This is a genomic window from Novosphingobium sp. (genome assembly GCF_027489515.1).
Lineage (GTDB): Bacteria > Pseudomonadota > Alphaproteobacteria > Sphingomonadales > Sphingomonadaceae > Novosphingobium.
The window spans coordinates 1-26353 of the sequence record NZ_JAIXZS010000093.1; the positions used below are offsets into that span (position 1 = coordinate 1).

At 64.3% G+C, this 26353-nt stretch carries 19 protein-coding genes; 6 read left to right on the forward strand and 13 right to left on the reverse strand.

What is annotated here, in order from left to right:
• Positions 1-115: 115 nt before the first annotated feature.
• Positions 116-1858 (reverse strand): amidohydrolase, encoded by a 1743-nt coding sequence (locus Q0082_RS16085; RefSeq protein WP_298194561.1) that lies wholly within the window; start codon positions 1856-1858, stop codon positions 116-118.
• 176 nt (positions 1859-2034) lie between these two features.
• On the opposite strand from Q0082_RS16085, the gene Q0082_RS16090 reads away from it, so the two are divergent.
• On the forward strand, positions 2035-3081 hold the full coding sequence (locus tag Q0082_RS16090; protein ID WP_298194563.1) for an AraC family transcriptional regulator: 1047 nt from the start codon (positions 2035-2037) through the stop codon (positions 3079-3081).
• Here Q0082_RS16090 and Q0082_RS16095 read toward each other — a convergent pair.
• The 3 genes from Q0082_RS16095 to Q0082_RS16105 form a co-directional block, all read right to left on the reverse strand.
• Positions 3047-4990 carry a pyrroloquinoline quinone-dependent dehydrogenase gene (locus tag Q0082_RS16095; RefSeq protein ID WP_298194564.1) on the reverse strand — a complete coding sequence of 648 codons (1944 nt, stop codon included), beginning with the start codon at positions 4988-4990 and terminating at the stop codon, positions 3047-3049. The genes Q0082_RS16090 and Q0082_RS16095 overlap by 35 nt on opposite strands.
• A 6-nt stretch (positions 4991-4996) precedes the next feature.
• A complete protein-coding gene (locus Q0082_RS16100; RefSeq protein WP_298194566.1) occupies positions 4997-6718 on the reverse strand; it encodes an amidohydrolase family protein in 1722 nt (573 codons plus the stop codon).
• A 68-nt stretch (positions 6719-6786) separates the two neighbouring features.
• On the reverse strand, positions 6787-9099 hold the full coding sequence (locus Q0082_RS16105) for a TonB-dependent receptor (RefSeq protein ID WP_298194568.1): 2313 nt from the start codon (positions 9097-9099) through the stop codon (positions 6787-6789).
• Positions 9100-10256: 1157 nt separating this feature from the next.
• Here Q0082_RS16105 and Q0082_RS16110 point away from each other — a divergent pair.
• Positions 10257-12158 (forward strand): hypothetical protein, encoded by a 1902-nt coding sequence (locus tag Q0082_RS16110; RefSeq protein ID WP_298194570.1) that lies wholly within the window; start codon positions 10257-10259, stop codon positions 12156-12158.
• 4 nt (positions 12159-12162) lie between these two features.
• Here Q0082_RS16110 and Q0082_RS16115 read toward each other — a convergent pair whose 3' ends face one another.
• Entirely contained in the window at positions 12163-12633 is a 471-nt protein-coding gene (locus Q0082_RS16115; RefSeq protein ID WP_298194572.1) for a hypothetical protein, read from the reverse strand.
• 242 nt (positions 12634-12875) lie between these two features.
• On the opposite strand from Q0082_RS16115, the gene Q0082_RS16120 reads away from it, so the two are divergent.
• Genes Q0082_RS16120 through Q0082_RS16130 form a run of 3 tightly spaced genes read left to right on the forward strand, consistent with a single transcriptional unit; the run spans position 12876 to position 15451 of the window.
• On the forward strand, positions 12876-13928 hold the full coding sequence (locus tag Q0082_RS16120; protein ID WP_298194573.1) for a LysR substrate-binding domain-containing protein: 1053 nt from the start codon (positions 12876-12878) through the stop codon (positions 13926-13928).
• 21 nt (positions 13929-13949) lie between these two features.
• Positions 13950-15149 carry a molybdopterin-dependent oxidoreductase gene (locus Q0082_RS16125; protein ID WP_298194575.1) on the forward strand — a complete coding sequence of 400 codons (1200 nt, stop codon included), beginning with the start codon at positions 13950-13952 and terminating at the stop codon, positions 15147-15149.
• On the forward strand, positions 15149-15451 hold the full coding sequence (locus Q0082_RS16130) for a cytochrome C (protein ID WP_298194577.1): 303 nt from the start codon (positions 15149-15151) through the stop codon (positions 15449-15451). The genes Q0082_RS16125 and Q0082_RS16130 overlap by 1 nt, the downstream gene beginning before the upstream one ends.
• Before the next feature lie 16 nt (positions 15452-15467).
• Here the strand turns inward: Q0082_RS16130 and Q0082_RS16135 are convergent, their stop codons facing one another.
• From Q0082_RS16135 to Q0082_RS16170, 8 genes are all read right to left on the reverse strand, one after another.
• A complete protein-coding gene (locus Q0082_RS16135; RefSeq protein WP_298194579.1) occupies positions 15468-16436 on the reverse strand; it encodes a hypothetical protein in 969 nt (322 codons plus the stop codon).
• A complete protein-coding gene (locus Q0082_RS16140) occupies positions 16436-17251 on the reverse strand; it encodes a hypothetical protein (RefSeq protein ID WP_298194580.1) in 816 nt (271 codons plus the stop codon). Before Q0082_RS16140 ends, Q0082_RS16135 begins: the two co-directional genes overlap by 1 nt.
• Positions 17252-17255: 4 nt before the next feature.
• The gene (locus Q0082_RS16145; protein WP_298194582.1) at positions 17256-17672 is read right to left on the reverse strand and encodes a DUF6152 family protein; all 417 of its coding nucleotides are present in this window, start codon (positions 17670-17672) and stop codon (positions 17256-17258) included.
• An 11-nt stretch (positions 17673-17683) separates the two neighbouring features.
• Positions 17684-20125: a TonB-dependent receptor gene (locus Q0082_RS16150; RefSeq protein ID WP_298194584.1), complete on the reverse strand. Its 2442-nt coding sequence runs from the start codon at positions 20123-20125 to the stop codon at positions 17684-17686.
• A 37-nt stretch (positions 20126-20162) separates the two neighbouring features.
• Positions 20163-21059 (reverse strand): SMP-30/gluconolactonase/LRE family protein, encoded by an 897-nt coding sequence (locus Q0082_RS16155; RefSeq protein WP_298194586.1) that lies wholly within the window; start codon positions 21057-21059, stop codon positions 20163-20165.
• 18 nt (positions 21060-21077) lie between these two features.
• Positions 21078-21497: a rhodanese-like domain-containing protein gene (locus Q0082_RS16160; protein WP_298194588.1), complete on the reverse strand. Its 420-nt coding sequence runs from the start codon at positions 21495-21497 to the stop codon at positions 21078-21080.
• Between the two features lie 180 nt (positions 21498-21677).
• On the reverse strand, positions 21678-22508 hold the full coding sequence (locus Q0082_RS16165; protein WP_366522574.1) for a DUF6644 family protein: 831 nt from the start codon (positions 22506-22508) through the stop codon (positions 21678-21680).
• Positions 22508-23137 (reverse strand): DUF6644 family protein, encoded by a 630-nt coding sequence (locus Q0082_RS16170; RefSeq protein ID WP_298194591.1) that lies wholly within the window; start codon positions 23135-23137, stop codon positions 22508-22510. The genes Q0082_RS16165 and Q0082_RS16170 overlap by 1 nt, the downstream gene beginning before the upstream one ends.
• 260 nt (positions 23138-23397) lie before the next feature.
• On the opposite strand from Q0082_RS16170, the gene Q0082_RS16175 reads away from it, so the two are divergent.
• Entirely contained in the window at positions 23398-25395 is a 1998-nt protein-coding gene (locus tag Q0082_RS16175; protein WP_298194593.1) for a TonB-dependent receptor, read from the forward strand.
• The last annotated feature ends 958 nt before the right edge of the window (positions 25396-26353 follow it).

Here is a 26353-nt window from a genome sequence, read left to right on the forward strand (position 1 = left end):
GCACCGTAGCTACCCGAAGGCGGCTCGACCCAGTCACCGATCGGAAAGAACAGCGCCTGCACCCCGGTGCAATGCCAGAATGTGCGCTCGTCGGTCAGGAACAGCGTGGCGTCCGTCATTTCGTGTCTCCAGTAGTCGCGGCATAGACCTGCTCGCCCGCGATATAGGTCGCCAGCACGCGGGTTTGGTGGATCTCGCCCGCGGGCACGGTGAGCGGATTGCGGTCGAGCACAATGAGATCGGCCAGCTTGCCGGGCTCGAGCGTCCCGCCCTTGTCGAGCCGGCCCATCTCGGCAGCTCCGTTGCCGGTGAGCACGGCCATGGCCTGTTCGCGGGTGATGCGCTGGCTATCGTTGATCGGCTCACCCGTCGCGCCGGGCACCTGCCGGGTAACGAGCGTTTCGAACGCGATCCACGGATTGACCGAGGGAACAACCGGCCAGTCGGAGCCGGTGACGACATTGGCGCCGCTTTCGATCACATCACGGATCGGCCAGAGCCGCTTCATCCGTTGGGGACCGACAGCCCTTGCGATATCGACCGACGTGATCGGGGTGGGCCACCAGATGTAGGGCGAGAGTTCCCAGGTGAAGTGAAGTTCGTGACCGCGCGGCACGTCGGCGGTGTCGATGAAGGTGTTGTGGCCGATCTCGTGGTGCGGACCTCCATCGCCATTGGCCTTGCGCGCGGCAGCAATGGCCTCGACCGCCTCGCGCACAGCGCCGTCGCCGGCAGCGTGGAACTTGACCTGGATGCCCTGCCGGTCGAACGCGGTGACAGCGGGGAAGAGCCTGTCCTCCGGGATCAGCTTAAGGCCCTTGCCCTCGCCCGGGCCCTGATCGTCGTGCGGTCCGCCGCGCTGTGCATAGGGGGCAAGCATGACGGCGGTGCGGCCTTCCAGCGGAACGCCATCGAGGAACATCTTGACGCAATCGAGCTTGAGGCGCCCGCCGCTCCATGCCTGGCGCTCGGGAATGAGGTCCTCGCTGTTGCCATTGTTCGGCCCCCAGACGATGCAGCCACGGGCGTACTGCTTGAGCCCGCCGGAACGCGCATAGGCGGAAAGGCCCGCGATCATCTCTCGCCGGACCGCGGCATCGGTGAAGCCGACGATGCCGTAGGAAAGCATCTCGTCGGTTGCGACCTTGATCGCCTGAATCTGCTGCTCGGCGCTTGCCTTGGGCATGAAGCGCTCGATGTCGCGTGCGGTAACCTCGCGCAGCACGCCGGTGGGTTCGCCCTTGGCGTCGCGGTCGATCACGCCGCCGGGAACGTCCTTCGTCGCGCGGGTGATCCCGGCGATGGCTAGGACCCTGGAATTGACCCAGACGCTGTGCAGGCTCTCATCGTTGAGCATCACCGGATTGTTGGGCGCAGCGGCATCGAGCAGGCGCTTGTTCTGCTCGCCCGGCTTGAACGCGGCGCCGACCCAGCTGCCACCGGTGATCCACTCGCCGGGCTTAGCCTTGTCCGCACAGACCTTGACCGCAGCGACAATGGTCCTGGCATCGGCGCCCTGCGGAAATCGGCAGGAGAGCTTGTCGCGTCCGGCGAAGTAGGTGTGAACGTGCATGTCGTAGAGGCCGGGCATCACGGTGCGGCCAGCAAGATCAACGGTGCGCGCGGACGCGGGGGCCATCGCGGCGATCTCGGCATCGGTACCGGTCGCGACGATGGTGGTACCTGAAACCGCCAATGCCTGCGCGGTGCCGGACGGGGTGAGCACGGTGCCGTGGAGAAAGACTAGGTCAACCGGCGCAGGCTGCGCGAACACGGGACTGGCGACGAACAGCACACCGATGAGCAGGGCGCCGGAAAGAGGGGCACAGGATCGCCGGGCGAAAGCAGGTGGAGTCATCGGGCAGATACCTTCGTTGGGCTGGCTACGGGGAGAAATAGGCGCGCGCGAGGCCCTGCACGGCTTGGCCGATGCGGCCAATCTCGCCCCATGCTCTTGCTCCCGGGTGACACCGCGCGGAAAGATCCGCTGGCAAGGACGAACGCGGGAGCTTTGGCCATGACACAGCACAGGGCATGTTGAAGCCGACGATCTCGGTCCTTGTGCTGCGCCACGTGGTCAATTGTCTCGATCTCGTCGGTTGCGATCCCGAGCCACTGCTTGCCCGCTTTGCAGTGCGGCGCGACGATCTCGACAATGCACGCGGCGTGATGCCGCTCGAACAGTTCCTCGCTTTCCTTGAACGCGCTGCGCAGGAAGCGGGTAATCCTTATCTCGGTCTGCAGGCGGGCCGGCTCGGCGCGCTCAACAGCCTGGGAGCGCTGGGGTTCCTCTTCCTCAGCGCCCCCTCGCTGCGAACCGCCTTCACCGGCTTTGCGGCCTATCTGGCAACGATCCAGGATGCGGTACGCAACCGCTTCAGCGCTGATGAGGGGCTGGCAACCTTCGAGTACCTGATCACCGACCAGACGCTGCAATCGCGGCGGCAGGATGCCGAGTTCTCGATCGCTCTTATGCACAACATGTGTCGCAACTATGCCGGCGGGGAATTCGAGCTCGTCGAGGTTCGCTTCGAGCATTCCTGCGAGGGCGAGGAACGTATCTACCGCGAATTCTTCCGCTGCCCGGTGTTCTTCGATCAGGAAACCAACTCCTTCACTTTCGAGGCGCGCTTCCTTGACTGCACCAGTCCGGTTATCGATCCCGAGCTCTATCCCATCGTCGAGGAGCATCTGCGCCGGCGCGCGGCCGAGAATGCCCGGCGCGGGACCTCGCTCGGCGCGCTCGTCAAGGCGCTGGAGGCAAGTCCGCTCGATTACGCGCCGCAGCTCGAAGATGTTGCCCGGGGCATGGGCGTTTCGGCCGCGACGCTCAGCCGGCGGCTGCGCGCTGAAGGGCTGCGCTGGCGCGATCTCGTTAATGAGCGGCGGATGCAGGCCGCCGCGCGGCTGCTGCGCCAGAGCCGGCGCGACGTGGCCGAAATCGCGCTCTCGGTGGGCTTTGCCGAAAGCGCGAGCTTCATCCGGCGCTTTGGCCGCCATTTCGGCATGACCCCACAGGCCTATCGGCGCAGCGCCGGGGACGGGATCAGCGCAGGGCAAAGGCAACCATCGCATCGCTGAGCCGGGTACCAAAGCCACCGTGTCCACCGGCATTGACGATGACATATTGTTTTCCATCGGTGTGGCGGAAGGTCATTGGCGTGGCAGTCGCCGGGGCGGGAACAAAGGCCTGCCAAAGCTCACGACCGGTCTGGATGTCGTAGGCGCGCAGCCTGCTGTCGAGGCTGGCGCCGATGAACACGAGGCCGCCGCGCGTCACGATCGGACCGCCCTGGTTGGGGGCACCCCACGCTGCAGGCGAGGTGATCCCGCTGGAAAGCGTCAGGCGGCCGAAGGGCACTTGCCAGAGCGTCTCGCCGGTCTTCATGTCGATGGCCGTCAGGCGGCCCCATGGCGGCGGATTGCACGGCACGCCGAGAGGCGACATCAGCACCTCGCGCAGCATGACATAAGGCGAGCCTTGCATCTCGTAGTAGGAGACACCGGGCCGCACATCGCGCTTCGCATCGAACGCGGCCCGAGGGACCAGGCGGACCGAGGCGGCGAGGTTCGAGGAATTGACCACGGCGAAGCCGCTGCCGGGATCATAGGCGAGCCCGCCCCAGTTGGTCCCGCCAAGGAAGCTTGGATGGAGCAGCGATCCCTTGATGCTCGGCGGCGTAAACAGGCCTTCATTGCGCAAGGCAGCCAGGCGGCTGCGACAGGCGGCAGTGTCGAAGCCAAGCAGGCCCCATGCGTCGCCGGTGCGCAGGCGCTGCGAGGTGACGGGGCGCGGCAGCAGCGGCATGGGCTGGGTGGGCGAGGCACGCTCACCGGGCATGTCACTGACGGGCACCTTGCGTTCCACCACCGGGAACAGGGGCCTACCCGTCTCGCGGTCGAGCACGAAGATGTTGCCGGTCTTGGTCGCCTGAATCACCGCTTCGGCGGCGCGGCCTTTGTGGTCAATCGTGGCGAGCGTGGGGGCGGCCGGCAGGTCGTAGTCCCACAGGTCGTGGTGGACGGTCTGGTACGACCAGACCTTGCGGCCCGTGCGCATGTCGAGCGCGACCACGGAATTTGCATCGGGAATGCGATCAAGCCGGTTGACGCCCAGGGTGTCCCAGCTGGCGCTGCCGGTGGGCAGGAACAGCCACCCGCGCTTCGCATCGACCGACAACGGCGCCCAGGCATTGGCCGCGCCCGTAACGGCGGAGAGATCGTCGGGGATCGGGTTCCATGTCCACAGCGCGCGGCCTGTCACGATATCGAATGCCCGCACGATGCCGTCGAGCGAGTTGCGGTACATATTGTCCTGCACCGCAGTGCCGACCGCCACGACGTTGCCCCAGACAGCGGGCGGAGACGTGTTTGCGGGCTTGCCTTCGCCCTTGTAGTCGAGCGCGGCAAGATCGACCCTGCCGCCTTGGCCGAAGAGGGTACAGACGCGGCCGCTATCAGCGTCGAGCGCATGGAGAACGGCATTCTGCGCCGCATAGAGGATGCGCTTGCCGCAGGGCTGTGCGCGCGCCTCCGCGGTATCCGCCTGCCAGTAGGCGACACCGCGGCAGTAGTTCTCGTGGTACATGTTGCCGCTGCGCGGCTTCCTCGGATCGAAAGACCACAGTTCGCGTCCCGAGGAAGGATCGAGCGCGACGGCGCGGCCGAACGGCGTGCAGCCATAAAGCCGTGCGTTGACGTAGATCGGGGTCAGTTCACCGACTGTGAAATCGACGGCCTCGCTGCCGGCCGAGACTTCGCCCGAATGCCAGGTCCAGACGCGGTGCAGCCGGGCGACATTGCCGCGGTTGATCTGGTCCAAAGCAGAATACTTGGTGGAGGAGGGCTGCCCCCCATAGCTCGGCCAGTTTGCGGCATCGGCTTCGACCGCCGCGATCTCGGCCCGGGCGGCGACGGGTGGCAGATCAGGGCCGCGATTGCAGGCCGCAAGACCGGTGAGCAGGAGGAGGCTGACAAGACGCCGCCACATTGCAGTTCAGTCCTTCGCCCGTGCAAAGATCCTCTTCCCGCCGACCCATGTCTCGAGGACGGCCGTGCGGTGAATGTCCGTTACCGGGACCGCGAAGGGATCACGGTCGAGCACGAGGAAATCTGCTTGCTTGCCAGCCTCGAGCGAGCCGGCCTTGTCGGCAATCCCCATCCGCCGAGCCGCGTTGATGGTGAACATGGTGATGGCCTGCGGCAAGGTAACGGCTTCGGCCAGGCCATAGCTGCGCGCGCTGCCGCCCGGATTGCGACGGGTGATGGCCGTCTCGATCCCGATCCACGGATTGGGGGAGGGCACGACCGCCCAGTCCGACCCGGCAACGACAAGCGCGCCCGCGGCAAAGCCTTCGCGGATGGGCCAGACCCGATCCATGCGCGGGCTGCCAACGGCGGCGGTGATGTCGTCGTTGATCGGCTGCGGATCCCATAGATAGGGCGAGAACTCGACCGCCGCCCGCAGCGCCTTGAAGCGCGGCAGATCGGCGGGATCGACAAACGTGGAATGGCCAACCTGGTGGAGCGGGCCGCCTGTGCCATTGGCCTTGCGTGCCGCCTCGATCGCATCGAGCGAGGCGCGCACCGCGCGGTCGCCTGCAGCGTGGAACAGTACGGTGACGCCGAGCTTGTCCCAGCGCGCAACGTCCTTCGCCATTGCAGCCGGATCGAACAGCAGCAGGCCGCGCGCCGGCGCGTTGGGCTGGCCGGCCTGATAGTCGGCAAGCATTGCCCCAGTGTGGCTTTCGGTGGGCACGCCGTCGGCGAAGACCTTGACGCAATTGGCGTTGAACGTCGCGCGGGCGAACTTTGCCCGGTCGGCCAGCGTTTGATCGAACGCAGGGTTGGGTCGGCCGGATTCGGAATAGGCAATGCAGGCCTGCACATGCTGACGGAGCACGCCCTTGTCGGCCAGCGCCGCGTAGACCTCAAGGTCGTCGCGGTAGGCCATCGCCTCGACATAGCCGACGACGCCGAAGCCGGCGAGCATGGCGAGATGGCCGGCCAGCTGGCGCTCCGTCTCGGCCAGGGGCTGGGCCGGGACCTTGATGCTGATCAGGCGGCCTGCGGTTTCGCGCAGGATGCCGGTGGGATTGCCCTTCTCGTCGCGCTCGATGATCCCGCCTTCGGGATTGGGTGTCGCGGCGGTAATTTCCGCCAACGCCAGCGCGCGTGAATTGGCCCAGACGCTGTGTCCGCTGACATCGAAGAGCATGACCGGATTATCGGGGGAGACAGCGTCAAGCGTGGCGGCGGTGATCGGCGTGCCGGCCATCAGCGAGGCCTGCCACTGGCCTCCGCTGACCCATTCGCCCGCCTTTGCTGCCTTGGTGCAGGCCGCGACGAGTTCGAGCAGACGCTGCGGACCGGCGTCCTGCGGGATGCGGCAGCGGCCCTCGTCGCCCTTGGCTTGAAGAACGGGGTGGACATGCATGTCATAGAGGCCGGGGAAGACCGTGCGGCCCTTGAGATCGACGATCTGCACCGCGGCGCGCGCCCACTTGCGCGCCTGTGCGCGGGTACCGATGCGCACGATCCGCTCGCCGCGCACCTCCATCGTGCTGCGCCAGCCTTGGGGCGTGTAGATATGGCCGTTGACGAACCGCAGTGCGCGCCCCGGAGCTGCCTGCGCCCCATGCGGCAAACCGCAAGCGAGGACGGTAAGGCCGGCAATGGCCAGAGTACGGCGCCCAATCTTCGTGCTGCCAAACTTCATACCGGCAATTCTCCCCTGCTCCGGCTGCGCCGCCTGCTCCGATGTGGAAAGGCGGCGCGCCGGGTCTGTCACATGCGATAGGTTGCGGTCACGCCGAAGGTACGCGGACGCAGCGTTTCGCGCCGGAAGAATTCAAACGGGTTCGATGCCCGCTCGCGCCGGGTCCAGGTGGATTTGTCGAGGATGTTGTTGACGAACAGCGAGATGTCGAAGTTGCCTGGCCGCACGCCCAACCGCGCCGACCAGAAGACGACCGCCGGCGGCAAGTTCAGCGCGGTATCGATCGCCCCGTTCGCCGGGTTCAGGTAGGGCGGCAGCGCGGTCTGCTTCGAACGGTAGTCCAGATCGGAACGGATATAGCCCCCCTTCGCGCGGAAGGCATCGAAATCATACTGCGCGTGGAACGAGGCCGTCCAAGGTGCGCCGAGCACGGCATCGCCCTTGCTGACAAAGGGAGCCGCCGCGGTGGGCCCGCCGAACACGGTGTCCTTGAACTTGGCATCGACGTAGCCGATTTCGGCCTGCAGGGTCAGGCGGTCGGTCGGACGCACTTCCAGCTGAAGGTCGAAGCCCCGGCTGCGCGCCTTGCCAAGGTTGTTGGTGAACTGGAAGCCGCACGAGTTGAGCGCAACCGCCTGCTGGATGTCCTTCCAGTCAATCTGGTAGACGCTCGCCTGCACGCTGCCGAGCCTGCCGAACTTGCTCTTCACGCCAAGCTCGTAGCTCCACACCGAGTCCGACTTGAAGTTGGTCGGGCGGCCGTTCGGATAACCGATGCTGGCAAGCTCGGCACCGCAGAAGGTGCCGACCTGCGGGTTGTAGCCACCGACACGGAACCCGCGCGAGGCGGAGGCATAGAGCAGCGTATCAGGTGTCGCCTGGAAGTTGAGGCCGAACTTGGGCGTGATCGGGTTCTCGCTCTGGCGGCCGCGGTCATCGACAAGCGGCCCGACCACGAACCCTTGCGCGACCGAGCGGATCGTGAACACGGTGTGGCTATAGCGCAGCCCGGCAATGGCTGAGAGCTGGTCAGTGAACTTGTAGGTAACCTGCCCGAAGATCGCGGCCTGCTCATCGGTCGAAACCGCGTTCTGATCGTAGACGGAGAAGCCCGGGACTGGAGCGGGTCCGCCGAACAGATAGACCGGCAGATAGGGATCGGTGACCTTCTGCAGCGAGGTCTGCTCGGCATGGCTGTAAAACCCACCGAGGACCCAGGTCAGCGGACTGGCTGCGTTGCTGGATTGCAGGCGCAGCTCGCCCGTCCAGTTCTTCTGCGCAACGAGGAAGTCCGAAGGCGCGTTCTGTTCAGGGAGCAATGGGAGGGCATTCACGCCGGTGAACAGCGTCTGGTCGAAGTTCGTGTAGTCCTGCACGAACGACTGCTTGCGATCGAAGTACGAACCGACTGCAATGACATCCACCCCGCCAAGGCCGACGCTGACATTGAGCGAGGCAAGCGTGAAGCGGTCCTTGCTCGTCTCGGCCAGCTGGTTGGCGTTGATGAACTTGTGGTTGTCATAGTTGGAGAACCGTTCCCAGCTCTCGCCGCTGTCTGCTGCCTTCACGTTCTGGTAGAAGACGGCCGGCGTGATCTTGACGTTGTCAGTCGGTTGCCAGGTCAGCGCGACGCGTCCGACATAGCTGTCGGTCGAGTTCGCGTTATTCGCGACTACCTTGTTTGTGAACGAGCTGATCCGATCTACCCAGCCGCCGTCCCGGCGATAGTAACCGCTGGCGGCGATCCCGAGCTTCCCTTCGACGAGCGGCGCACTGATCGAGACACCGCCTTCGCCGCTCGCTGCGCCATGCTGGGTCGAGGCGAGTTCGGCGCGGCCGTAGACCTTGAGCGTATCCAGGCTGGGCTGCTGGGTGATGAAGCGCACCGTGCCGCCTTCCGAGCCAGCGCCGAACAGCGTGCCTTGCGGGCCCCGCAGCACCTCGACGCGATCGAGATCGAACACCACCGGATAGGCATTGCCGCCGCCATAGCCGAGCTGGCGAATCTGGATGGGCACGTCGTCGATATAGATACCGGTGGTGGCGGCACCCACTGACGAGTTGACGCCGCGAATCGCGATGTTCGTTGTGGTGTTGGACTTCTCGAAGCTGACGCCCGGCGTCTGGCGGATGACATCATTGAAGCTGCGGATACCGCGACTGTCGAGCGCCTCGCGCGACAGGGCGCTGACGCTCAGCGGCACCTTGTTAATGCTCTCGCTCTTGCGCGTGGCAGTGACGATGATCTCGCCGCTGTCGGCGGTCGCAGATGTCTCGCTTGCAGCTTCAGTGCCGGCGGCCTGCGCGAGGGCCGCGTCGGCCATGACGAGGGCGGCCAGTGCGGTGCCGGCTGCAAAGAAGTTGGCGCTGCGCCTGATCATCGTCGGTAACTCCCCTGATAACGGCCTGCAGCTCCCCATGTGCCTGCAAGGTCCGATCCGGTTGCAGGCTATGGGCTGAGCTGCGATTGCCATTGACCGAAACCGGCAATGCCTGACCTTGCTGCACGATCCGGCATATCGAGCTAGCCAGCACACGTGGTTGGCCACATTTGCCAAGGGTTGCGGGCCCGCAGACTTGGCTAGTTGGCGCGCTGCATTGTCCAGTGCCGCCCAGTCGCAAGCGGGCATGCTATTGGGGAGCGTCCAGGGAAGACTCGTCCTCTGACTCAAAGAATATCATTGAATCAGAAGAAGGTGGCGGACAGAATCACCATCATAAGATGCGGAAATAACTTTGATAATGCGGTATTATGAGAAGATCTGAAACTTATCATACCCCCAAATGTACTCCCATGCTGCTGGATTTATCTGGCGTTGTCTAAAAGCCCCCTTGCCCCGAACCGGGGACAGAAGTTTCTCTGATGCGATGAGAAGGGAGAGTAGGGATCGGAAGTATGCGACAGACGCTGTCGACTCTGTAGCTACCACCTGCGCTGACTTTCTGCATCTGGGACAAAACTGTCCTTCCCGCGAGGCGGGTTCAACGGCAGGTCCATCGCCAATAATTGACGCTCAGCGCACGATCCGCCCGACAACGATTTTGACCGCAAGTGGTCTGGTTGCCGAATGTTGGGTTTTGGCGCTGGTCAAACCGAAGAGGGCGGTCAGGTTTCAGCTAGCGGTCGCAAGCGTCGCTGCGTCGGTAGGTTCGGCGATTTGCTGACGTCCAGCTTTGCCAACGGCGACCGACCGCTTTCGGCATAGCAGGGCGTCAGGACTGACGATTTGAGCGAACGCCCCTGGCCAGGATCTGTAGCCAAGGATGCAAATCACCTACCAGTCGGTTTGACTTCTGACAGTGTTGCAGTCCAAACGACCGGCTATCATAAGCTTACAACCACCGCTTGCTTCAGGAACGCGCGCAAGACTTCTAGTGGTCTGCCGGGAGTCTTTAGTGCGCGATCCGTTCTCCTGAGGTCGGGGTGAGCGTCAAACACGACCCCGTATCTGCTGCGCCCGCTGGAAGTGTCATGCGTCGTCCCACTTGCCCGCTCGCGCCCGGATCCAGGTCCTGTATCAGACTTGCATCGCTGATCGTGGGGTTCGCCAGCTTCGGGGTTTTCGAACCAGCCTTTGCCCAGCGCGTGGACGACAACACGGCAACCAGTGCAGGCGACGCCTTTGGCCAGGCCATCGGCAACGAGCGTATCGGTCTCTACACCGTCGATGATGTTCGCGGCTTCAATCCCGTGGATGCCGGGAACACGCGGATCGACGGACTGTTCTTCGCGCCGGTCGATCGACCCCCAAATCGCCTCATTCGCGGAAGCAAAGTGCGGGTGGGCATCTCGTCACAAGGCTATCCCTTTCCCGCGCCGACCGGGATTGTCGACTACGAGCCTTCCGCCAGCGCACAATCCGATCAGTTCACCCTCGGTGTCGAGCGCGCGCAGTTCGGCTCGCGCGTGCTCAATCTCGATGTGCTGCAGCCGGTTGCCGAAGACCTCAAGGTCTACCTCGGGGTCACGCTGCGACAACAGAACCGGCACGAGGGGGGCAACTTCAAGTCATACATCGCCTCGGGCGGGCTTGCCTGGACACCCTATGCCGGTGCCAGCCTGACCGGGTTCTACGGGCGGATGCGGACCTATGATGACGAGGCAGCGCCCTCGATCTTTCCCGGCGGCAACTACCTGCCACCCCAGATCCGGCGCCGCGCGATGATCGGGCAAAGCTGGAGCAAGCGCGACAACACGCAAGAAGTGCTGGGCGGGGTCGCGCGGCTGCCCTTCGGCAAATGGATGCTTGAGGCTGGCCTTTTCCGTGCTGAGCGGCGGGTGGATGCAAACTTCACCGATTTGTTCCTCACGATACGGCCCGACGGCACGACGCCGAACCGCGTCATGGTTGCGGATAGCAACAACCTTGACCGGACGCTTTCGGGCGAAGCGCGGCTGTCGCGCACATTCGGGTCCAGCAAGTTGGCGCATCGGCTGATCCTCAGCTTTCGAGGGCGCAGCGGCAACCGGCGCTTTGGCGGGGTGCAGCGCATAGCGCTGGGGCCAAGCAGCCTGAACTTCACCGATGAGCGGCCGCGCCCGGTCCTGGCGTTCGGGCCAGACGATACCGACAGGTTCGGTCAGGCGACACTCGGCCTTGGCTACACGATCACCGCCCCAGGCAGGTTCCTGCTCGATCTGGGGGTATCGGGCTCGCGCTACCACAAGACACTGACCTTTGTTTCGGCCGGCGTCGTCACTTCAGTGCGCGACCGGCCGGTAACGGGCAGCGTGACCGGTTCCGTCAACCTTACACGCACGCTTTCGCTATACGGCGGCCACGTGCGCGGGTTCGAGGAAGTCGCGGTTGCCCCCGCCAACGCGGCGAACCGCGGGGCGGTGCCGCCGGCCATTCGCACGCAGCAGGTCGATCTCGGTCTGCGCTATGCCTTAACCCCCACAGTCAGCCTTGTTGCGGGTGTGTTCGAGATCAGGAAGCCGTACTACAACCTCGATGCGCAGGACCTGTATCGCGAGCTCGGCACCTCATCAAACCGTGGTGTCGAGACGTCGCTGACCGGCACGGTGCGACCCGGCCTCACGCTGGTTGTAGGCAATGTCGTGCTCGATTCGCGCATCAGCGGGGAGCTGGTCCAAAGCGGCGTGATCGGGCCGCGGCCCATCGGCAGCATCCGGCGGCGCAGCGTTCTCAACATCGACTGGCGCCTCGGCGGCGGTACGGGTCCGCTCTCGTTTGATCTCGCTGCCGAGAGCTTTTCGTCGCGGATCGGCAATGTCAGCAACGGGCTTTCCGCTCCGCCGCGCGAGACGATCGACCTTGGCGCGCGCTACCGGTTCAAGGTGGCGTCGGCGCGGGCACTGCTGCGGCTGCAGGTGGCCAACGTGCTCGATGACTACGGCTGGCAGGTCGCCGCCAACGGCGCGTTCCAGTATACAATCGGCCGGCGTTTTCTGGCCGAGCTGCGTTTCGATCTTTGAACACTCAGAGCGGGACCGGCGGGGGCTTGGTCTCAAGCTGCGGTGCAAAGACGAGATGGCAGGCCACGCAGCGATCGTTAACTGCCTCCCCTGTACGGATCAGCGCGGCCACGTCCTTGCGCTCGGCGGCATCCGCGGCGGCGCTGGCTGCGGCCTCGAGATCGGAGGCGAGCCGCGCCCATCGCGGATCGCCCGGATCGTAGGACGGCGCCTTCAGGACCAGTGCGAGCTGGCGCAGGGTGAGCGCGTCGCTCTCGGCATCCTCCCATTGCTCGGCGGTGCGGGGTTCGGCTGATCGCGTGCCGGCCGCGTCGGTTTCGGTCGCGGACCAGGCCCAGAACTGCACGGCATTGCGTTGCATGACATGGCCCATCAGTTCGGAGAGCGGCAGCGGTGCGCCGGCCGGTTCGCCAGCACGCAGCATGGAGGTGCCAAACGTGAGCAAGGCGGCGGCGATGAGGATGCGGCGCGGCATGGAGAACCTCTTGAAAAGCAGGTCTTACCTTAGGCATTCGCGTGCCCGGTCACTGCCAACGATTCCTCATATGCATATGAGCAGGCGCGATAATCCGGCGGCGCTTGTTCCGCTGAGATATAAGCATTGCCAGTTTCCGCTTGAGCTTTGCTTCAATCTCTACTAATTCAATAGACACAGATGCTACCCTGCACAGGATGCTTCTTCACCGTCAGTGAGGGGCTTCCAATGAGAGGCGGGGCATGAATTTCCAGCAACTGCGCTATGTGCGCGCGGCGGTTCAGAACGATCTCAACCTGACCAAGGTCGCGAACGAGCTGTTCACCTCGCAATCGGGGGTAAGCAAGCAGATCCGCGAGCTCGAGCAGGAACTGAGGGTCGATATCTTCGTGCGCAGGGGCAAACGGCTTGTCGGCCTGACGCCTGCGGGCGAAAGCGCGGCCAAGCTGATCGACCGGTTGCTGCAGGAGGCGGACAACCTCAAGCGGCTGTCCGCCCAGTTTGCCGAGGCTGACAAGGGCCGCCTGATCATCGCAGCGACCCACAACCAGGCAAACTACGTTCTCCCCAAGCTACTGCTGCGCTTCGGCTCGCTGTTCCCTGATGTGGAAGTGGAACTCCTGCAGGGCACGCCGAGCTATGTGGTCGATGCACTCGTCCGCGGAGAGGCCGACATCGGCGTCGCGACCGAGGCGGTTGACGGGCATCCCCAGCTGGAAACCCATCCCTGTTTCACTTGGAAGCACGTGGCCATCGCGCCTGTCGGACATCCGCTGCTGGAGCTTGAGACACCGACACTGGCCGACCTCGCCCGCTATCCGATTATTACCTATAGCGCCGAGTTTTCCGGCGGCTTGCAAGTGCAGGAGGTGTTCGACCGTGCCGGGCTCGAGCCTTATCTGCGGCTGCGCGCGATGGATGCGGATGTTATCAAGACCTACGTCCGGCTGGGGGCCGGGATCGGCATCATAGCGGAAATGGCAACCCGCAACGGGCAACTCGACCGGCTTGGCGTCGTTTCCGCGACAGCGGGGTTCTTCGGCGCGAGCAGCACCAAGATCGCGCTGCGCAAGGGCAGTCTGCTGCGCAACTTTGCCTACCAGTTCATCGCGCTGCTCGCCCCGCATCTCGATCCTGCTGTGCTTAGCGGGCGCAAGCGCGCACCGGTGGGCGCAGCACCGCCGACCATCGCGGGCTTTGCCGATCGGGCCGATCTGCTGTTTGGCGATGACGGTCCAGTCGAGCTCGAAACGGCTGGGCAATTCGCCGATGCTTCCGCATTATCTGCCCGCTAATGACCCTTTCGGGGACGCGCGATGACAAAGTTTGATCGACGGCATTTTCTGGCCGCTGCCGGCGTCTCCATGGTGGGCGGGCAGGCCATTGCCGCCGCGGAAACCGCCCAGCTGCCTTTCGCGAACGGTGCTCGGCCGCTGGTCCGCGCGCCGCAGAAGCGCCCGTTGATATTGCTCACATCACGCCCGCCGCAGCTGGAAACGCCCTTCGCGGTGTTCAATGATGGGCTGATCACGCCCAATAACGCGTTCTTTGTACGCTACCACTTGTCCGGCTTTCCCGACGCGATTGCCCCGGACCCCTTCCGGCTCGCGATCAGCGGGCATGTCGAGACGCCGCTCAGCCTGTCGCTCGCCAGCCTGAAGCGCGATTTTCCGGTGACCGAAGTGGTCGCGGTGAATCAGTGTTCGGGCAATAGCCGGGGCTTCTTCGAACCGCGCGTGGGCGGCGGGCAGCTGGGCAACGGCGCGATGGGCAACGCACGCTGGCGCGGGGTGCCGCTGCGCGCGCTGCTCGAGCGGGCTGGAGTCCGTGCCGGGGCCCGGCAAGTCACGTTCAACGGGCTCGATGTGCCGCCAACGGATGGCGTGCCCGATTTCGTAAAGGCGCTCGATATCGATCATGCGCGGGACGGCGAGGTCATGGTCGCGTGGGCGATGAACGGGGCGGACCAACCGTTTCTCAATGGCTATCCGCTGCGGCTTGTGGTGCCGGGCTATTACGGCACCTACTGGGTCAAGCACCTGAGCGAGATCAATGTCGTCGATGCCGAGTTCGGCGGCTACTGGATGAAGACCGCCTACCGCGTGCCGGACAACGACTGCGCCTGCGTGGCGCCCGGCACGAAGCCGGACAGGACGCGGCCGATCAGCCGGCTCAACGTGCGCTCGTTCGTCACCAGCCATGGCGAAGGCGCCCGCGCGGCAGCAGGGCGGCTGACCGAACTGCGCGGCATCGCCTTCAGCGGCAGCGCGGGCGTGGCGCGGGTCATGGTTTCGGCTGATGGCGGCGCGAGCTGGAGCAAGGCTCGGCTGGGCGAGGACCTTGGCAGATTCTCGTTCCGGGAATGGCGGCTGGGTTTGCGGCTGGCGGCGGGCCGACATCGCATCAAGGCGCGCGCCACGACCATAGACGGCGAAACGCAGCCGCTGGAACCGCGCTGGCAGCCTGCGGGCTATATGCGCAATGTGGTCGAAACCCTGACGCTGGAGGCGATCTGATGCGCGCGCTGCCCCTTTCCGCGCTTGTACTGAGCGCCGCACTTCTCGTGGCAGCACGGCCGGTACGCTATGCGCCGCTGCCTGAGCCGATCCCCGGCGATCTCGCCGGTGCGGACGGGGAGGTCGTGGTGCGCAACTGCACGGCTTGCCATTCGCTCGAGTACGTCGCGACTCAGCCGCGCGGCAAGGGCGCGCAGTTCTGGCGGGATTCGGTGACGAAGATGATCACCGTCTACAAGGCGCCGATCGAGCCTGCAGAGGCGGAGGCGGTTTCGGCAGCGCTCGCCGCGAAGTTCGGCTGAGCGCTGCCCAATCCCTTTAGCGGCTGATGACCGCTTCTTCCGATGGCACGCCGACAGCACCGCCGCCAAACGGGCCGTTGTTTTCTGCACATATCCGCTCGGCATGTTCATAGCGCATCGGCTTGCGAGGCTGGTTGACTGGCTTCACGTCGAAGTGCCAGCCATCGGGCGTGTCAGACGCAGTAAAGCGCCGCGCCGGGATCATGGCGGTCCAAGGCCGAGAGTAGACCGTGGGATCGGTGAATGTGGCGATGTAGTTGAAGCGCTGGCCGGCGGCATCGAACACGAAGCGTTCGGCGACGGTCGCGTTCTCGCTCATGAAATCGCCGTTGCGGCCGAACAGCGCCTTGCCATTGTTGTTGGTGACATCGACGACAAGTGTGTTGCCTTCCCAATGCCCGCGCGAATCCCCGTTCCACAGCTTGATCTGCGGCGGCAGGTGCGGCGATCCATCGAGCTTGATCACCCGGGTGCCGGAATCGAACAGGAACACGACGTATCCGGGATACTGGCGCACTTCATAGCCGTGCCACATGAACGACTTGGGCACCCCCGCCGGGGCGCAGCGCGCCAGCGGTTCGATGTAGCGGGGCTTGACCGGATTGGGGAAGTTCTTCGCGAAATCCTCCTGCAGTGCCCGCGCGGCGGGCAGATACGGGATCTGGCCGTCAGCGGGATCGGAGACGCGGCTCGGCGCACGCTGATCACGTGGCAGCTTGGCCGCCGCGGATGGTTCGCCGGGAGGGCCCGCTTGCGGATCGGTGAAGTTGCTGTGATTGGAGATCGTGTTCGACCAGAAGCCGCTGACATCGGGCTGGCCATCGGGCAAGCGCGGTCCCGTCCATGCGCTCGCGGCGATGACCGGCACGGTCTTTTCCCAGCGCGATGCGGCGTTGGCGGGTGACGGAGCCGGCTGAGGCGCAGTCTGCGCATTCGCCGCAAGCGGCGCGAGGCAAAGCGCAGTGCCAAGCAGGAAGCGCTTCATCACTTGCCCTCCTTATGGGGGTAGAACGGCGCGTAATCGAGGGTGTAGCAATAGTCCTCGATCAGCTGGAAACCCTTGTCGCGGCGGCGATGCAGCAGCACCGAAATCGTCCACGGCCTGGTGTAGACCTTGGGGTCCTCCAGCGTGGCGCTGTAGTCGATGGTGTTGGCATCGATCAGCTTCCAGCGCTCGGTGACGTGCAGTTCCTCGCTGTGATAGTTGCCGGCGCGGTCGAGCCAGGTTTCCTCGTTGAAATCGGTGACATCGACAACCAGCGTATCGCCCTCCCAGTGGCCTCGGCTATCGCCCAGCCAGAGCTCCTGATGCTGCTCTTCTGGATGGAGCAAGCCATCGGTGTGGATCGTGCGGACCTGATTGCCGAACTGGTGGACCAGCGTGAGATCGACCGGGCGCTGGAAGATCTGGAACGGCGCCTGATAATAGACGCCGCGCGGCACCCCGAGCACGAAGCACTTGAGACGCGGATCGTCCTTGCCGCGCGCCTCGAAATTGCGCAGGCGCTGGGCAAGCGCTTCCGGGCGATAGGGGATCGTGCCAGTATCGATCACGCCCGGCCCGGGAGGCGCATCGCGCCGCCCGGCGTGGGGTTCCAGATCATACTCGGCCTCGCCCAGCACCTGCCAGATGCCGGAGAGATCGGGCTTGCCCTCCGCCGTGCGCGGGAGCGCTGCGGGCGCGGTGGCCGGAGCCGGTCCGGTTCCTGGAGTCCGGGTTTGGGCCGGGCTCGACACCGGCCATGCGAGCGCGGCCAGGAGGAGCGCCGCGCCTAGCGGCTTCAGAGTGCTGTTCGCCATCGGATCAGCTCACCGGCGGCGGAGGAGCATCTGGGGCGCTGCCCGTCTGCACCTTGCGCCCGCCCGGCAGCACGATCGTGGTGGCGTAGCCGAACGGGCCGCCGTTCTTGGCCTTGTAGCCGGCGAGGCGGATCGGCACCCCGGCGTGCACGTCATCGCGCGTCACGTTGCTGGCGCGCAGCGAGCTTGGCGTGCCGAACTCGAAGCCCCAGTTGGTCACCGAGCCATCCTTGTTGCGGACATCGATGTAGATCCAGCTGTGCGGATTGACGAAGCGGACCTTGGTGACCACCCCATTGATGACGAGTGGCTTGGAGCTGTCGAACTCAGCCGCGAAGGCATGGTGGGCAAGGCTGGCCGCAGGCAGCGCGGCCATGCCGGTGAACGCTGCGGCGGCGAGGAGATGTGTCCGTTTGATCATTCTGGCCTCCATCAGAACTTGGTGCGCAGCAGCAGGCCGATGTAGCGGCGGGGGCCGATACCATCGTAGCCGACGGGTGCGTTGTTGCTGAAATCGTTGACGCTGGTGGTGTACTTCGTGTCGAACACGTTCTTGCCGACCAGGCTGAGCTCGGTCTTGTGGCCCGCCACATTCGTGATGATGCCAATGCCCGCGTCGGTCAGGTGATAGGCCTTCTGGAACCCGTAGGGCGAAAGCAGCTGCTCCAGATTGTGGCTGGTGCGGTAGGTATCGATCCCGAAGGCATGGATCGAGATGCCCGAGTTGCCGATCTCGCGTTCGAAATCAAAGCCAGTGATCACGGTCCAAAGCGGCGCGCCGACGATCCGCTTGCTAGTGTTGTCGCACGTGGGGTTGGCCGCTGTGGTCACGACATTACGCGGGCAGGTCGCGGTCGACCAATCAGTATACTTCGCATCGTTGTAGCCGACCGCGAGGTTGAGCGTGAGGCCCTCGAACGGCCGCGCGGAAGCCTCGAACTCCACGCCTTGCGCGCGAAGGCCGGGGATGTTGCCGAGCACCGAGCTGAAGCCGATCGGCGAGATCGGATCGGGGATGCTGGTGGTTGCCTGATAATCGCGAACCTTGGTGTAATAGAGGTTCACGCTGAGCGAGAGCGCGTGATCGAGGAGATCGCCCTTGAGGCCAAGCTCGAAGTCGGTGGTCTTCTCCGCCTTGACGTTGCGCAGGTTGCCGTTGTTGTCAAAAGCGACCGCGCCCGATTTGCCGCCGCCGCTGGCTGAGGCATAGAGAAGGACGTCAGGCGCAAGCTTGTAGCTGGGGTTGATCAGCCACGCGACCGAGTCCTGATGAATCGGCTCGCCCAACACATCGGTGTAGTTGACGCCCACCTGATTGGCGCGGATCGCATCGGCCGTGGCATTGCCGGTCGATACCAGCGCCCTGCCATCAACGAATGTGGCCGCCTTGGTGGTGATGCTGCGCTTCTGCTCACGCGTGTAGCGCAGGCCACCGGTGATCGAGAGCCCCTCGACCGGCTTCCAGTCAACCTGCGCGAAGGCAGCCTGGCTGTTGGAAACCGGGTTCTGGTAAGTGATCGAACGGACGTCCTTCAGCGCCCTCTGCAGGAGGACGAAGCCCTCGGGCGAATTGAGCGCATTGTACTGGTTGTTGCTGGCATAGAAGGCACCCGCATCCGTGCCCCACAGCGAGCGGCTGGTGGTCTCGGTATCGATCTTGAAGAAGTAGAGCCCGGCCTGATAAGTCAGCTGCGAGCCGATCTGCCCGGACAGGCGCAGTTCCTCGGATAGCTGCCGCGTATCCACCAGCGTCCCGCCACGCGCGATGGCAAAGCGGGTCTGCTCGCTGTCATTGTTGGCATCGAAGTGGAAATCGCGCAGCGCCGAGATTGACTTGATCTCGAACGGCCCTGCATCCCACGTCGCCACGAGCGAAACGCCCTGATTGCGCGTGATCAGTGGCAGCGCCTGATCGACATCAATCGTATCAAGCGAGCCGATAATCGGCTTGTACCCAGCGAAATAGCCGCGCGCGAGGCGCGTGGTGTAGGTTGTCGTTCGCAATGAGCCATCGTCAAGCGTCGCGGGATCGATGATGAAGGGCTTGGTGTTGCTGTTCTCGTTGGTCTCGGCGAGATCGGCGTTGAGCCGCAGCGAAAAGCGGTCGCTTGGCTTGTAGAGCACCTGCACGCGGCCACCCCAGCGCTTGCGCTCGTGCCAGCGGCCGCCGAGCGCGGGGTTGACGTTGAGGATATCACCGTCCTGCTTGTCGAAGAAGAACGAGGCGCGGAAGGCGAGGACATCGCCGACAAGCGGGCCGGAGTAAGATCCGCGCGCCTTGAAAGCACGCCGGGTGAAGCCGGTTTCCAGATCGAGCGAGCCTTCCGGAGTGAACGAAGGCGCCTTGCTGGTGTACTTGATCACGCCAAGCGAAGTGTTCTTGCCGAGCAGCGTGCCCTGCGGCCCGCGCAGGATTTCGACCTGCTGGAGATCGGTGAAATCCTGGTAGGTCATGCCGACATGGCCAAGGAACACGTCATCGACAATGACACCGACCGCGGCTTCCATGTTGTCGTTGCCGCTGGTCTTCCCGATGCCGCGCAGCGAGACGCCGGTGCGGCGCGCGTTTGGGGTCGTGGCCGTGAGACCCGGCGCGCGCTGGGTGAGGTCTGCAATCGTGAAAGCGCGCTGCTGGGCGATGGTCTCGCCGCCGAGCACCGATATCGGTATCGGCACATCGTTGAGGTTCTCCGCGCGGTTGCGCGCGGTGACGACGATGGGCTCGCCCGCATCGGCAGCGGCATCGGGCGCGGCGGCATCGGTGGTGGCGGAATCTGGGGCAGGCGCGGGTGTGGCCTGGGCGTAGGCCGCCGGCGCTGCCGAAAGCAGCAGAAGAGCGAGCGCCGTGCGCACGGTCGGGGTGACGAACTTCATGGTGTAGGTCCTGTTCTGGAAAGGGGTGCGCGCCGGGTCACTTGCCCGGGCGGTCGACACCCTTGGTCAGCGTGGCGATGCGATAGGCCGAGCCGCGCCCGACGATGACGAGCTGGTTGTGATCCTTGCCGCCGAACGCGAGGTTCTGGGGCTGCTTGGCGAGCTTGATCACGCCGAGCGGCTGGCCTTCGGGCGAGAACACCTCAATGCCGAGCGTGCTGGTGACGTAGACCCGTCCGTCCTGATCGACGACGATGCCATCCGCGCCGCTGGTCGGGCCGGTGGGCGTGGTCTTGAAGCCGGCGAGCTTCACGAAATCGCGCCTCGCGGTGAGGCTGCCATCGGGCTGGACCGTCCACGCAAGGAGATATTCGCCCGCCGTGTTGGCGACGTAGACAGTCTTCTCGTCGGGGCTCAGCGCAACGCCATTGGGGCGGCGGATATCGTCGGCGATAAGATGGACCTTGCCCTTCCGGTCGAGCCAGTAGAACCCGGTCTTGGGCGGGATGGCGGGCGGCGGAGTGCCTGCGGCGGCCGGCGCACCCGGATCGGAGAAGTAGATATTGCCGCTACGCGCGAGCGCGAGGTCGTTGGGCCGGTTGAGCGGCTTGCCGTCGAACTTGTCGGCCAGCACCTTCTTCACCGGCTGGAGCACGGCGATCGCGGAGGGGGCGGTCTGCACCGCAAGCAGTTCGCCCTTGGGCGAAAGCGCCAGGGCATTGGCGCCGCCGGTCTTTTCAAGGAAGGTCGAGACAGCTCCATCAGTGCCGATTTTCACCAGTCGGTCGGCGCGGTTCTCGGTGAAGACGACCGAACCGTCCGCCAGAGCGATCGGGCCTTCGGTGCCCTCAAAGCCCTCGCGGATCACTTCGACGCGGGTGCCCGCTTTGACAACGCCGGGGATATCCGGCGTCACGATCTTCTGCCCGTACACCGCGCCGCCCTCGGCGATTTAGTCCTGGATGCCGATCGCGCCCGCGACAGTGAAGCCCTTGCCCTGCAGCAGTGCCGCGGCCTTGCCGGCGCGTCCGGCGTGGTTCGAGATCGTCACGATCTGCCGATCGCGCGGGATATAGGCGAGGAAGCGGTCAAGCTCGGAGATCTGGATGTTGAGGATCACCGGCAGGCTGCCGATTTCGCTGATCTCGTCGGCGCGGCGCACGTCGATGAAGACCACCTTGTCGGGCGTCGTCAGCAGCGCATCGATCTGGGCCTTGGCGAGCTTGGGCGCAGCAGGCGCGGGGGCCGTTGTGGCGGTATCCTGCGCGAAGACGCTGGTTACCGGAAGAACCGCAGCAAGCGCTGCAGCGAGCGCGATTTGCGAAACGGCGCGGCGGCCAGACTTGGCAGCAGATATGGTGTCGAAGTTCACTTGGGCCCCCATCGAGAGAAACATTGATGAGCGGCAGATAACAATTCATACGTAATCCCGAAGAAAGGATTCATCATATGCTTATTATTTGAGCACTCTCGATAAAAATGAAATATGGCCCGCAAAACTTTTTATTTTTCGGTCAGATGAAATCAGATCTTCAATCAGATAAGACTACTTTTAAATGAACCCGATCCAGCGTCCGGCTGCAGCAACTGTTACCCAGGCCAGCGAAGAGGAGAAAGCGGCCAGCCGCGGTGCGGCAAGGAATGGCGCAGTGCCATGGCGCGATTCGAGCGCACCGGTCAGCACCGCCCCGCCAAGTGCAAGGACGAACGCAATCGGGCCCGCCGATGCGCTGCCAGTGAGGGAAAGGCTTGCAGCAAGCGCCGCCACCAGCGCGAGCAGGCCAAGATAAGCGCGCCGATATTCCGAGAGGAAGGCGGCGAACAAGGCAAACCCGGCCAACGCCACAAGCAGCGCCCCCGAACTCAGCACGCTCGTCAGCGCAAACAGCAAGAGCGCAGCGAGCCAGAGCGCGATGGCTGCCCCTGCCAGCAGCAGGGGCGGCCTTGCGCTCTCGTCTGCGCCGCTGCGCACCTGCAGGGAAACCGCAAGGCTGAGCAGGATGGCGGCCACAAGCGCGATCATCTTCACGAAAAAGGCGCCGTTGGTCAGAAGCGTGACGATTGTTGCCAGCCCCATGTAGAGCCCCGTCAGCACCGTGCCGATCGTGCCGCCGATCAGCCAGGGCCGCGTCGCGCGTTCGACGCTCGCGGCGGGCACATCACCCAGCACAGCGCCGAGCAGCCGCAGATTGAGCACGACGACGGCCCCGCCAAGCGCCACCATCGAGAGAATGTGAAACGTCTCGACGATCGCGAAAAGCCACGTCGTCTGGTTGAGGTGCTTGATGAACTCGACCTGCGCCAGCGCATCGAGCGGGCCCTGCAGCGCGGGGAGGAGGTCGCGGAAATTGATGGTCGCGAAGAGCATCGCTCGGGCCGACATCACTGGGCGATTTCCTGATCGATCTTTTCAAGCGTAGCGTCGTGCACGTCACACTGGGCCACTGCGCTGACGAGGGCGCCCGGGTTCATGCACGTCACCCAGTCGTAGGCCATGTAGCGGCCCGCGAAGATGACGAGGAACCACATCGCAATCGAGGTCGCCCCGGCGGCGCGGGCGCGCGCTGGTGGCCGCTCTGCGTTATCCCATTCAGGCCGGTTCGCCTGCACCCGCACGTGAAACCAGAAAATGTTGAGCGCGGCGGCGAGCAGGAACACCAGCTTCATGCGAAACGCCAGATTGTGGTAATATTCCAGCGGGTTGGAAAAGAAGAGCGCTGAACCGGTCATCAGCAGCGCGATAAAGCCGCCGACCGTCCAAGGCAGTACACTGTCCGAGATGCGCGAAACCGGTGTCGTGCGGAACGCAACGCCAAGGAGCCGCAGGTCAACGAACAGGATAGTCCCGGCGAACACCATCAGCGTGATGAGGTGGGTGCCCTCGATCATCATCCACAGCCGTTCTGATGACAGCAGCTGCGCGCTCCAAGAGGTATCGGGCACGATCTTGCCCGAGGCGTCGAGCGCCGCGCCCAGCCGGTACTGCAGCTCTGCCAGCCACTCGGAAATCATCGCATCGTTGCCCCGTTTTGCCCGCACGCCCGAACAGGAACAGGCGCACAGCCGCAGACTGCGGCCTATCGGCAAACCTAGGATGCGGCTGAAAGCACCGGAACAACGCGTTTCGCATATGCTTGGGGCCGCCAGTGCTAAGCTGCTGCACGCTTATGCCCCCGCCGCACAAGCTTGTGGCGCGATGTTGGAAGGCGCCGACGCCAGCTTGCGGCATAGGCGCCGGCATGATGGGGCGAGCAAACGCGTTTCGACCAGTGATGACCAGTATCGCAGCAATGGCCGCGATTCTAACCGCGCATCCGGCCTACGCAGACGAAGAGGACGCTGCGCCAGACACCCCGCGCCAGATCGTGGTATTCGGCCGAGGTGAGACGCGCATCGGGACCGCCGCTGCCGCCAGCGAGGGAAGCATCGCGGGCGCAGACCTCCTCGTGCGCCCACTGCTCAAGGTCTCCGAACTGCTTGAGGCGATCCCCGGTATGGTCGCCGCACAGCATTCGGGCAGCGGCAAGGCAAACCAGTATTTCCTGCGCGGGTTCAATCTCGATCACGGCAGCGATTTCACTACCTATATCGACGATGTGCAGATGAACCTGCGCTCGCACGGGCACGGGCAGGGTTATCTCGATCTCAATGGCCTGATCCCCGAAGTGATCGAGCGCGAGACCTTCCGCAAAGGCCCTTACCGCGCCGATGGCGGCGATTTTGCGCTGGCGGGTGCGGCCTACATGGCGACGATCAAGGGCTTCGACGCGCCGTGGGTGGCGGCAGAAGGCGGTTCCTACGGCTGGCGGCGGCTCGCGAGCGGCGGCGCGGTGAAGGCCGGGGCCGGTCGGCTCACGCTGGCCGTGCAGGCCAAAGCCTACGACGGGCCATGGGAGCAGCCGGAACGCCTGCGCCACTACGCGGGCTTCGCCAAGTGGTCCGCGCCGCTGGGTGCTGCCGAGCTCAGCCTCTCAGCTCATGCCTATCGTGCCACCTGGCGGCCGACCGAGCAGATCCCCGAACGTATCATCGGCTCGCGCGTCTGCCCGGACGTGTTCTGCTCGCCCGATCCCACCGCGCGCGGCGAAACGACGCGGTTCGTCGTCAATGCCGCGCTGGCCGCGCCGGGCTGGCGGGTGAATGCCTTCGGCCAGTTCTACGACTGGTCGATGCTCTCGAACCCGACTTATGCCGATGCCACCGGGACCAGTGCGCAGATCTGGCAGTTCGACCGGCGCAGCGTGTTCGGCTTCAAAGGGGAGCGGGACTGGACGCTTTCTCACGCACTGGAAGTGAGCCTTGGCACGGAGAACCGTTACGACGCGGTGAGCAATGTCGGTGTCGGCCAAGCCAATCGCGGTCGCTTCGTGCGCTCATTGGGTTTCTACCGCCTTTCCGAAGCCTCCGCATCGCTCTGGAGTTCGGCGACGCTGCGCCCGCTGCCGGGCCTGCGCCTCACCGGTGGCCTGCGCGGCGACTGGTACTATGCCAGCGTCCACGCCCGCGATGCCGAAGCCACCGCATTGGGGCAGGGCGATGTCAGCCAGACTCTTGCCTCACCCAAACTTTCCGCCGCGTGGAGCCCTGCGCCCTGGGCCGAGTTCTACGCCAACTGGGGCGAGGGCTTCCACTCAAACGACGCGCGCGGCGCGGTCAACTCAGCTGCCCGCGTGCCGCTGTTAGTGCGCGGACGTGGGCACGAACTGGGCCTGCGTTTCCAGCACGGCACGGCGAGTCTTACCGCGACCAGGTGGGCGCTAAATGTCGCCAGCGAACTGCGGTTTGTGGGCGATTCCAATGCGGTCGAGCCTTCGGGCGCCAGCCGCCGCCACGGCATCGAAGTCGTAGGATTCTGGCGCCCCGCGCCGTGGCTCGCGCTCGATGCGAGCTTTACCGCCAGCCACTCGCGCTACGACAACGGCGACCGCATCCCCAATGCTTTCGAGAACGCGGCATCGGCCGGCGTTTCCTTTATCCGCGGCCCATGGGAAGCTGCGTTGCGCATGCGTCACCTCGGCCCATCGCCGCTCGTCGAGGACAATTCGGTGCGCGACAAAGGCAGCACCGTGTTCAACCTGCGCGCCGCGCGCAAACTGGGCCGGATCGAGTTCTATGCCGATCTCCTCAATGTGGCTGACAGCCGCGACAAGGATATCGCCTACTACTACGAGAGCTATATCCCGGCCTTCGATGCCGCCGCGGTCGAGGGCCGTCTCAGCCGTGTGATCGAGCCGCGAACCTTGCGCCTCGGTGCGCGGATCAGCATGTGATCATTTGCAAGCGTCAGCTTGTCCGGCCAACCATTGGTTGCAGCGAGGAAACCTCCGCAGCCCTGATTGTATCAGCGAAAAAAGTTCCCTCGACCTGCAGCGCTCACGGCTGGCGCTGACGAATGTCTTGTCCCCTTTCGAGCCTTCACCAATGCCCAATACAAATGATAAGGGACTGTAATACAATGCAAATTTCTACCCAGAAAACAATATCGGTCTTCGGTTGCTAAGCACTTTTGCTGACGGACTGCTCAGGTGTTCCCGATAGGCACCGTATGTCAGGAGCAGCCAATTGAGGTGGCTATTCTGAAAGACCAAATTTCGTCGGGAACTGCCAAAGCAGATGCAGCTTATGCTACCCCCGGTCGCAACCGCACGCAGGGGACGCACATTTTCTTGATCGGTTAAGATGCTAGCGCCTTATGTTGGCAAATCGTCCATTAGCCGCCGCCACTTGTCGAACAGGTCGCCGCGCCGACAAGGCCCGCTCCACTGCGCTTTAGATCGTATGCGCCAGCGCCATTTCAGCAACCTCATCCGCATAACCTGCGCACTCGGCGGCTCAACCGCGGAAGCCCGACAGGAAGCTGTGCACGGTGACAGAAGTGTCCATCCGGCGAAGCAACATCGTTTTGACCATGCCGGACGGCTTGGAAGCTTGGTATAACGACCGGCGGCAAGGCACTGTCACATACGTGCCACCAGCAGCTTTCTCAAAGCGCATCTTCGGCTGAGGGCTGGTTTGTGAGTCGGGATGCGGATGCGGTAGTTGGGTTGGCATTCGACGAACCGGGCTCTGCGACGTCGTTCTAGTGGGGGTATAGCTTGGGGTATCGCAAAGCTAGGCTCAGGACCTATTAAAATGCTTGCGTAGCGTGCGATCAGTTGATTCAATGACGGCGCTGAGGAGGCGTTGTCATGAGCGATTTGATCTGGTTGTCAGAGGCGCAGATGCGCC